The sequence below is a fragment of the Pseudomonas sp. NFR02 genome, from assembly GCF_900119375.1.
In the GTDB taxonomy this organism is placed as follows: domain Bacteria; phylum Pseudomonadota; class Gammaproteobacteria; order Pseudomonadales; family Pseudomonadaceae; genus Aquipseudomonas; species Aquipseudomonas paracarnis.
Window position 1 is genome coordinate 24,756 of the sequence record NZ_FPJJ01000015.1, and the last position, 8,878, is coordinate 33,633.

Genomic DNA, 8,878 nt, shown 5'->3' on the forward strand with positions numbered 1-8,878 from the left:
CTGGCCTTTGGCCGCAGCCTCCGTGGAAGAACCTAATGAAAAGCGCAGAAATCCGTGAAGCCTTCCTTCGCTTCTTCGAAGAGCAAGGCCACACCCGTGTAGCCTCCAGCTCCTTGATCCCAGGCAATGACCCAACCCTGCTGTTCACTAACGCGGGGATGAACCAGTTCAAGGACTGTTTCCTGGGCCAGGAAAAGCGCGCCTACACCCGCGCTACCAGCAGCCAGAAGTGCGTACGCGCCGGCGGCAAGAACAGTGACCTGGAAAACGTCGGCTACACCGCCCGTCACCACACCTTTTTCGAGATGCTGGGTAACTTCAGCTTCGGCGACTATTTCAAGAAAGACGCGATCACGTTCGCCTGGACCTTCCTCACCGGCGTGCTGAAGCTGCCCAAGGAAAAACTCTGGGTCACCGTGTACGCGACGGACGATGAAGCGTATGACATCTGGACCCAGGAAATCGGTGTACCTGCCGAGCGCATGATCCGTATCGGTGACAACAAAGGCGCGCCCTACGCGTCCGATAACTTCTGGACCATGGGCGATACCGGCCCGTGCGGCCCGTGCACCGAGATTTTCTACGATCACGGCGACGATATCTGGGGTGGCCCGCCAGGCTCGCCGGAAGAAGACGGCGACCGCTACATCGAGATCTGGAACAACGTGTTCATGCAGTTCAACCGCACCGCCGATGGCGTGTTGCATCCGCTGCCGGCACCGTCGGTAGACACCGGCATGGGCCTGGAGCGGATCAGTGCGGTGATGCAGCACGTTCACTCCAACTACGAAATCGACCTGTTCACCAACCTGCTGAGCGCCTCGGCGGCAGCTATTGGTTGCGCCAATGAAGGCCAGTCTTCGCTCAAGGTGGTGTCGGACCACATCCGTTCCTGCGGTTTCCTGATCGCAGACGGCGTGCTGCCGTCCAACGAAGGCCGTGGCTACGTGCTGCGTCGCATCATCCGTCGCGCGTGCCGCCACGGTAACAAGCTGGGCGCTACCGGCAGCTTTTTCTACAAGATCGTGGCCGCGCTGGTTGCCGAGATGGGCGATGCCTTCCCGGAACTCAAGCAACAGCAAAGCAACATCGAGCGGGTGCTCAAGGCTGAAGAAGAGCAGTTCTCCAAGACCCTGGAGCACGGCCTGAAGATTCTGGAACAGGACCTGGCTGAGCTCAAAGGCACCGTGGTGCCGGGTGATGTGGTGTTCAAGTTGTACGACACCTATGGTTTCCCGATGGACCTGACTGCCGACATCGCCCGCGAGCGTGAGTTGACCGTCGACGAAGCCGGTTTCGAGCGTGAGATGGAAGCCCAGCGCGTGCGGGCCCGTTCGGCCAGCTCCTTTGGCCTGGACTACAACACCCTGGTCAAGGTTGACGTACCGACCGAGTTCACCGGCTACAAGGCGACTGCGGGCTCGGCCAAGATCGTCGCCATCTATAAAGACGGTAAGTCGGTCGACGTGTTGAGCGAGGGTGAAGAGGCGGTTGTGGTGCTGGACCAGACGCCGTTTTATGCCGAGTCGGGTGGCCAGATTGGCGATTGCGGTTTCCTGAGCTCGACATCCGGTCGTTTTGACGTGCGCGACACCACCAAGACCGGCGGTGCGTTCCTGCATCACGGTGTGCTGGTGCTGGGCAACTTGACTGTGGGCGCACCGGTAGACACCCAGGTCGATGCCGATGTAAGGCATGCCACGGCGTTGAACCACTCGGCCACGCACTTGCTGCACGCCGCGCTGCGCCAGGTCCTGGGCGAGCACGTGCAGCAAAAAGGTTCGTTGGTGGACAGCCAGCGCCTGCGTTTTGACTTCAGCCACTTTGAAGCGATCAAGCCTGAGCAGATCAAGGCCCTGGAAGACATCGTCAACGCCGAGATTCGCAAGAACACCCCGGTTGAAACTGAAGAAACCGATATCGAGACCGCCAGGAACAAAGGCGCCATGGCGCTGTTTGGCGAGAAGTACGGCGACGAAGTTCGCGTACTGAGTATGGGCGGCAGCTTCTCGGTAGAACTCTGTGGTGGCATCCACGCCAACCGCACCGGCGATATCGGCCTGCTGAAGATCATCAGCGAAGGTGGTGTGGCCTCGGGCGTACGTCGTATTGAGGCGGTGACTGGTGCTGCGGCCCTGGCTTACCTCAATGCAGCCGAAGAACAACTCAAGGAAGCGGCCGGCCTGGTCAAGGGCAGCCGCGACAACCTGATCGACAAGCTGTCCGCCGTTCTGGAGCGCAACCGTGCGCTGGAAAAACAGCTGGAGCAGTTGCAGGCCAAAGCGGCGAGCGCTGCGGGCGATGACCTGTCGGCCGCGGCGGTTGACGTCAAGGACGTAAAAGTCCTGGCGGCGCGCCTGGACGGCCAGGATGGCAAGGCGCTGTTGGCCTTGGTCGATCAGTTGAAGAACAAGCTCGGCCGCGCAGTGATCCTGCTCGGCAGTGTCCATGAGGATAAGGTCGTTCTGGTTGCGGGTGTAACCAAGGACCTGACTGGCCAACTCAAAGCCGGTGATTTGATGAAGCAAGCCGCTGCGACAGTGGGCGGCAAGGGCGGTGGTCGTCCGGACATGGCGCAAGGCGGTGGTGTCGATGCCGCAGCGCTGGACGCGGCCCTGGCCTTGACCGTGCCATTTGTCGAGGCAGGTATTTAAAGCACTGTTAACCGGCCCGTGGTCTAGTCACGGGCTTGTTCAGTGCAGGTGGATTGGATATTAGGCGCCCCTTTACGGGCTGAGGCGGCTTGGAAATGGCTTTGATCGTACAGAAATTTGGAGGCACCTCGGTTGGTTCTGTCGAAAGAATCGAGCAGGTCGCCGACAAGGTTAAGAAGTTCCGCGATGCTGGTGATGACCTGGTAGTGGTGCTGTCGGCCATGAGTGGCGAGACCAATCGCCTGATCGATCTGGCCAAAGCCATCAGCGGTGATCAACAGCCGCTGCCGCGTGAGCTGGATGTGATCGTCTCCACGGGCGAGCAGGTGACCATTGCGCTGTTGGCCATGGCGCTGAACAAGCGTGGCGTGCCAGCGGTGTCCTACACTGGTAGCCAAGTGCGCATTCTTACAGACAGCGCACATACCAAGGCGCGGATCCTGCAAATTGATGATCAGAAAATTCGTACTGATCTGAAAGCAGGGCGCGTGGTAGTTGTAGCGGGTTTCCAGGGTGTGGATGAGCACGGCAACATCACCACGCTGGGTCGTGGCGGTTCGGACACCACCGGTGTGGCCCTGGCGGCAGCGCTCAAGGCGGACGAATGCCAGATCTATACCGATGTGGATGGCGTCTACACCACTGACCCACGCGTCGTGCCAGTGGCCCAGCGGCTGGACAAGATCACCTTTGAAGAAATGCTGGAAATGGCCAGCCTTGGTTCCAAGGTGTTGCAGATTCGTGCGGTGGAGTTCGCCGGCAAGTACAACGTTCCGCTGCGCGTATTGCACAGCTTCAAGGAGGGTCCGGGCACCCTCATTACTATTGATGAAGAGGAATCCATGGAACAGCCGATCATTTCCGGCATCGCTTTCAATCGCGATGAAGCCAAGCTGACGATCCGTGGCGTGCCAGACACCCCGGGCGTGGCTTTCAAGATTCTGGGCCCTGTCAGCGATGCGAATGTTGAAGTCGACATGATCGTGCAGAACGTTTCGCACGATAACACCACCGATTTCACCTTCACCGTGCATCGCAACGAATACGATGCAGCATTGAAAATCCTGCAGAACACAGCGAGCGAGATTGGCGCCCGTGAAGTGGTCGGCGATACCAAGATTGCCAAGGTGTCGATCGTAGGGGTGGGCATGCGTTCCCATGCTGGCGTTGCCAGCCGTATGTTCGGGGCCCTGGCCAAAGAAGGTATCAACATCCAGATGATTTCCACCTCGGAAATCAAAGTCTCGGTAGTGCTCGAAGAGAAGTACCTGGAACTGGCTGTACGCGCGCTGCATACGGCTTTTGAGTTGGATGCTCCGGCCCGACAGGGCGAGTGATGCGTTGCCAGGAAGGCGCGGTTTACCGCGCCTTTCATTTTTTTGTGGGGTACATGGTCTTTTGCATGGGCTCGACAATACTTAGCGAGTAGGGCTACGACCTTTTGGTTGTGGGTCGAATGCTTTTTTTTTGCAGACTGTTGTTCCTGAACTGAAATGCGTGAGGTGAAAGGTATGCTGATTCTGACTCGTCGTTGCGCAGAAAGCCTGATTATCGGTGATGGCGAAATCACCGTGACGGTGCTCGGCGTTAAAGGCAATCAAGTACGTATTGGGGTTAATGCTCCGAAAGAGGTGGCGGTCCACCGCGAGGAAATCTACCTGCGGATCAAGAAAGAGAAGGACGAAGAACCAAGCCTTTAATTTTTATCGTTTTTTATGTTTGCAAACGGGGAGGAACGTGGTTAATATACGCCCCGTGTTGCGGAGAGCTGGCCGAGTGGCCGAAGGCGCTCCCCTGCTAAGGGAGTACACCTCAAAAGGGTGTCGGGGGTTCGAATCCCCCGTTCTCCGCCATTATTTGCTTAGTACGTTGCAATCTGGTTTTTTCGGTAAGTTGTTGAAAATACTCGAAAAAATAGCTTTACATAGAGATTGAACGGCCTATAATGCGCGGCAACAAATGCACTCGTAGCTCAGCTGGATAGAGTACTCGGCTACGAACCGAGCGGTCACAGGTTCGAATCCTGTCGAGTGCACCATTTAAGAGTTAGTTGCAGTGATGCAGGTAGCTTGGCTTCAACCAGTTGTGATCTGGTCTAAAAACACAATCTGCACTCGTAGCTCAGCTGGATAGAGTACTCGGCTACGAACCGAGCGGTCACAGGTTCGAATCCTGTCGAGTGCACCATACAAACAAAAAGCCCGCCTAGTGCGGGCTTTTTGCCGTCTTGGGTTTGTGTGGGTTTTATCCGGCGTCCTCCTTTTTCTCCCTCTTCATGTGTTTTCCCATGCGCTTGCGTCGTCGCAGTTCATAGATGCAGCCAATACTGAGCTTTGGCGTGCAAGCGCTTGTTCTTTCCAGTTTTTTAACGTTTAAAACGTCCGGGCGGTGTATCATGCGCCCGTCAGCCCCGCCGGGGCTTGTGGAATACCTCCATGGACTTACCCAGTAGTTACTCAGTACCCCGCTTTACCAATCATGAATTGACTGATTGATCCTTCCGGCGTGCCCCGCTGCTGGGAGTGGAGTTCGCCTATGACCGAAGTAGAAGTAAAGAAGACACAAGAAAGCCTGCAGGATCGTCTGGCTCAAGTTATCGAGCTGCTGCAGCGCCAGCGCGTGGTCGAAGACCTCACGCACCGCCAGGAAGGTCCGAACCACGACCGCGTCGAAAACCTGGTTCACCGGCAAAACCTCGTCGAGCTACAACGCAAGCTCGATGACCTGCACTCCGCCGACGTCGCCTATATTCTTGAAGCCTTGCCGTTGGATGACCGACTGACCCTGTGGCAGTTGGTGAAGGCTGATCGTGACGGTGACATCCTTCTGGAAGTATCGGACTCGGTGCGTGAAACGCTCATCGCCGACATGGATGACCACGAGCTCCTGGCTGCCGCCAAGGAGATGGATGCGGACGAGCTTGCTGACCTGGCACCTGAGCTGCCCCGTGATGTTGTCCATGAGTTGATGGAGGCGCTCGATACGCAGCAGCGTGAGCGTGTGCGTTCCGCGCTGTCGTACGACGAGGATCAGGTCGGCGCCCTGATGGACTTCGAGATGGTCACCATTCGCGAAGACGTCAGCCTGGAAGTGGTGTTGCGTTACCTGCGCCGTCTAAAAGAATTGCCCGGCCACACCGACAAATTGTTTGTGGTCGACTATGAGGGGATCCTCAAGGGCGTTTTGCCGATCAAGCGCCTGCTGGTCAATGATCCGGAGAAGAAAGTTGCTGACCTGATGGCCAGCGATACCGTGAGCTTCCATCCGGACGAAGATGCCTACGACGCGGCCCAGGCATTCGAGCGTTACGACTTGATCTCGGCTCCGGTGGTGGATAAGAACGGCAAGTTGATCGGTCGTCTGACCATCGATGAAATCGTCGACTTGATCCGTGAAGAAAGTGAAACCGAAGTCCTCAACATGGCGGGTTTGCGTGAAGAGGAGGATATTTTCGCGTCGGTCTGGCGTTCACTGCATAACCGCTGGGCCTGGCTGGCTATCAATCTGATTACCGCGTTTATCGCTTCTCGCGTGATCGGGTTGTTTGAAGGCTCCATCGAGAAGCTGGTGGCCTTGGCGGCGTTGATGCCGATTGTGGCGGGTATTGGCGGTAACTCCGGGAACCAGACCATCACCATGATCGTGCGCGCCATGGCGCTGGATCAGGTCAGTACCGCCAATTCCTCACGGCTGCTGCGTAAGGAACTGGCGGTAGGCCTCATAAACGGATTGGTGTGGGGCGGTGTGATTGGCGTGGTGGCTTACTTGCTCTACGGCAGTTGGTCCCTGGGCGTGGTAATGACTGCGGCCATGACCCTTAACCTGTTGCTGGCGGCCTTGATGGGGGTATTGATTCCCATGACCCTGGCGCGTCTAGGTCGCGATCCTGCCATGGGTGCCAGTGTGATGATCACGGCCATGACTGACAGTGGTGGTTTCTTCATCTTCCTGGGCCTGGCAACGATCTTCCTGCTCTGACCCTTCCAGCGGGGGCAAATCTGCCCTCGCTTTGCTTCTTATTCCCAAACTCCAGGCAAAAAAAAGCCAGCACATGGCTGGCTTCGGCTTTCAGGTGTCAATCAATTGGCTTCTGCGGCCGCCTCCACGTCATGCGCGATAAGCGAGACGAGAGCATTTTGCTGGCGGTGGGAGAGCTGACGAAAACGCTGCAGCAGTTCGCGTTCGTGCAGTGACAGCTCGGGGCTGTCCAGGCGCATGCTCAACTCTTCACCCAAGGCACCTTCCTGAATAAGGCTTTGTTCCAGGCGTGCGATGATTTCGGAGTTCATGCTGCGGTGATGATTGCGAGCCACCTCGGCAATGCGTTCCCGCATTCCGTCTGGCAGACGTACGACGAATTTGTCAGCCGTACGGCTGGAATAAATTGCCTGTTTCAATGGGCGCATATATTTAACCGGTTAGTTCAGGGGAGCGGTTTCTGGAATTGGCCGCAAGATGAGTGTTAAGACAAGGCTCACGACCAAAGTTCAACCCGAATTGCAAAGAGGCCGCATCATGCCTCAGATTTGACATTTCATTGGCGTCAATTCTGTGACAAATATTGAACCGCCTACAGGCTTTATGCCAGTACTGATTTACGTTTTTGCGGACTGGTTAGAAAAAATCCTGCGACTGCAGCGAAGCTCGTCAATCTTCGCCCAAGCCTGCACGGCATCCGGGTTGAAGGGCGCCCGTCCTATAGCGATATGGCCTTTTGCCCTCAAGCTTAAGGTTAGTAGCTGTTCGCCTATTTACGAGTATCAGGCGACATAAGGTAGGGGAGGGAGATGGGGAAGGGGGTTAGCGCAGGAGCGGATCGAATTTGATTCGGCGACCCTTGATTAGCGTCAGTACCAGTAGGCTGCCCAGCACGGCGCTGGCGACGAAGGCTAGGGTTTGAGTTTGTTGTGATGTAGCTCCCAGGCCTAGCGCAACAGATAGGAGCGTCAGGCACAGAAACAACCAGGCAGATTTCGACATGAATAGTGTTCTCAGAAAACCCAATGCTCGGCCGCTGGCGCTGATTGTGTATCTTGGGTCAGGCGGATGGGAGATTGGGGGTTTGCAGTCATCAGTGCCAACTGAGGTCGCTGTTGCAGATGGTGGGGAATGGCTTGGCTGATTTGCGCGCCGTCTTCAGTACTGGTCGGCTGAAAATGAAACGTCACCACCGTAGCCAGTGCCACAGCGTTCAGTGCTAGTAGAAGGGCGCTGTTCATCATCATAGTCTCCACGGTGCCTGGAACGATTGGTTTTGTGTTTATGACTTTGCAGATGTCGTGCCAATCTATTATTTCAATAAAAACAAGGAGTTAAGATTGTTTTTTGAGGGCGCTGGGTTGCAGTTTGCAATGATGGCATATTGGTGTAGTGCAATTTGCACGATGAGGGTGAAAGTCTTGGCATGCTGAATGAGGCTATGAACGTACGCGCAAGGATTGGCCTACAGTCAAAATGCCAACGGACGACATGACAAAACCAGCCTCGGCCGTTAAGATGCACGCCGTCTGTCGCTAGCCCTTCAGGGTAAGCGTGGCATTTGTCCCAGTAGCTCAATTGGATAGAGCATCCCCCTCCTAAGGGGAAGGTTGGCCGTTCGAACCGGCCCTGGGACACCATCTCTGTAAAGCTTTCCCCTCCTGGTATTCGTCGGTCTCAACAACAGTCATCCTCGTTCCTCGCCTGTGCGGGATCCAGCCGCGCTTCTTTCGGTTGAGATCCAGATGCATTTGTGTGGGTGGGAATAATTCACGCCCCTAGGTTGTGCGCTCCTTCTATATAGAAGAGGCGGCGGGGCACCCTGGTTTTTATAGGCGAGTAAGTGTTTCGCTTTTTTTAAGATAAGGGGGTTGACGTTCATGGCGATCCCTGTAGAATTCGCCTCCCGCTTACGAGAGATCGCAAGCGCAAGTGGTTGAAGTTGTTGAAGAAATCTTCGAAAACTTCTGAAAATAACCACTTGACAGCAAATGAGGCTGCTGTAGAATGCGCGCCTCGGTTGAGACGAAAGATCTTAACCAACCGCTCTTTAACAACTGAATCAAGCAATTCGTGTGGGTGCTTGTGGAGTCAGACTGATAGTCAACAAGATTATCAGCATCACAAGTTACTCCGCGAGAAATCAAAGATGTAACCAACGATTGCTGAGCCAAGTTTAGGGTTTCTTAAAAACCCAAAGATGTTTGAACTGAAGAGTTTGATCATGGCTCAGATTGAACGCTGGC

Annotated in this window: 7 protein-coding genes and 4 tRNA genes; 8 read left to right on the top strand and 3 right to left on the bottom strand. The window is 55.7% G+C overall.

Annotated elements, in window-relative coordinates:
* Window positions 1-35 precede the first annotated feature (35 nt).
* The 7 genes from alaS (at window position 36) to mgtE (ending at window position 6,632) form a co-directional block, all read left to right on the top strand.
* Complete coding sequence (gene alaS / locus BT199_RS26375; RefSeq protein ID WP_014719590.1) at window positions 36-2,654, top strand: alanine--tRNA ligase; 2,619 nt, start codon at window positions 36-38, stop codon at window positions 2,652-2,654.
* Between the two features lie 95 nt (window positions 2,655-2,749).
* On the top strand, window positions 2,750-3,991 hold the full coding sequence (locus tag BT199_RS26380) for an aspartate kinase (protein WP_003193595.1): 1,242 nt from the start codon (window positions 2,750-2,752) through the stop codon (window positions 3,989-3,991).
* 174 nt (window positions 3,992-4,165) lie between these two features.
* Window positions 4,166-4,354 (top strand): carbon storage regulator CsrA, encoded by a 189-nt coding sequence (csrA, locus tag BT199_RS26385; RefSeq protein WP_003175645.1) that lies wholly within the window; start codon window positions 4,166-4,168, stop codon window positions 4,352-4,354.
* A 62-nt stretch (window positions 4,355-4,416) separates the two neighbouring features.
* Window positions 4,417-4,507, top strand: a tRNA-Ser gene (locus BT199_RS26390).
* A gap of 108 nt (window positions 4,508-4,615) precedes the next feature.
* Window positions 4,616-4,692 (top strand) — tRNA-Arg (locus tag BT199_RS26395).
* 72 nt (window positions 4,693-4,764) lie between these two features.
* Window positions 4,765-4,841: transfer RNA gene (locus BT199_RS26400), tRNA-Arg, on the top strand.
* Between the two features lie 348 nt (window positions 4,842-5,189).
* Window positions 5,190-6,632: a magnesium transporter gene (gene mgtE / locus BT199_RS26405; protein ID WP_003193593.1), complete on the top strand. Its 1,443-nt coding sequence runs from the start codon at window positions 5,190-5,192 to the stop codon at window positions 6,630-6,632.
* 101 nt (window positions 6,633-6,733) lie between these two features.
* On the opposite strand, the gene BT199_RS26410 is transcribed toward mgtE, so the two are convergent.
* From BT199_RS26410 to BT199_RS26420, 3 genes are all read right to left on the bottom strand, one after another.
* Window positions 6,734-7,060: an Arc family DNA-binding protein gene (locus BT199_RS26410; RefSeq protein WP_003193592.1), complete on the bottom strand. Its 327-nt coding sequence runs from the start codon at window positions 7,058-7,060 to the stop codon at window positions 6,734-6,736.
* A 394-nt stretch (window positions 7,061-7,454) separates the two neighbouring features.
* Window positions 7,455-7,634: a PA3371 family protein gene (locus BT199_RS27590; protein WP_003193590.1), complete on the bottom strand. Its 180-nt coding sequence runs from the start codon at window positions 7,632-7,634 to the stop codon at window positions 7,455-7,457.
* A gap of 11 nt (window positions 7,635-7,645) precedes the next feature.
* Window positions 7,646-7,873: a hypothetical protein gene (locus BT199_RS26420; protein WP_014719587.1), complete on the bottom strand. Its 228-nt coding sequence runs from the start codon at window positions 7,871-7,873 to the stop codon at window positions 7,646-7,648.
* 322 nt (window positions 7,874-8,195) lie between these two features.
* On the opposite strand from BT199_RS26420, the gene BT199_RS26425 reads away from it, so the two are divergent.
* Window positions 8,196-8,272, top strand: a tRNA-Arg gene (locus BT199_RS26425).
* The last annotated feature ends 606 nt before the right edge of the window (window positions 8,273-8,878 follow it).

Bases quoted from the DNA above. Each gene is read 5' to 3' on its own strand.
- BT199_RS27590 (WP_003193590.1), bottom strand. From the start codon at position 7,634: ATGTCGAAATCTGCCTGGTTGTTTCTGTGCCTGACGCTCCTATCTGTT.
- BT199_RS26410 (WP_003193592.1), bottom strand. From the start codon at position 7,060: ATGCGCCCATTGAAACAGGCAATTTATTCCAGCCGTACGGCTGACAAA.
- BT199_RS26420 (WP_014719587.1), bottom strand. From the start codon at position 7,873: ATGAACAGCGCCCTTCTACTAGCACTGAACGCTGTGGCACTGGCTACG.
- alaS (WP_014719590.1), top strand. From the start codon at position 36: ATGAAAAGCGCAGAAATCCGTGAAGCCTTCCTTCGCTTCTTCGAAGAG.
- BT199_RS26380 (WP_003193595.1), top strand. From the start codon at position 2,750: ATGGCTTTGATCGTACAGAAATTTGGAGGCACCTCGGTTGGTTCTGTC.
- csrA (WP_003175645.1), top strand. From the start codon at position 4,166: ATGCTGATTCTGACTCGTCGTTGCGCAGAAAGCCTGATTATCGGTGAT.
- mgtE (WP_003193593.1), top strand. From the start codon at position 5,190: ATGACCGAAGTAGAAGTAAAGAAGACACAAGAAAGCCTGCAGGATCGT.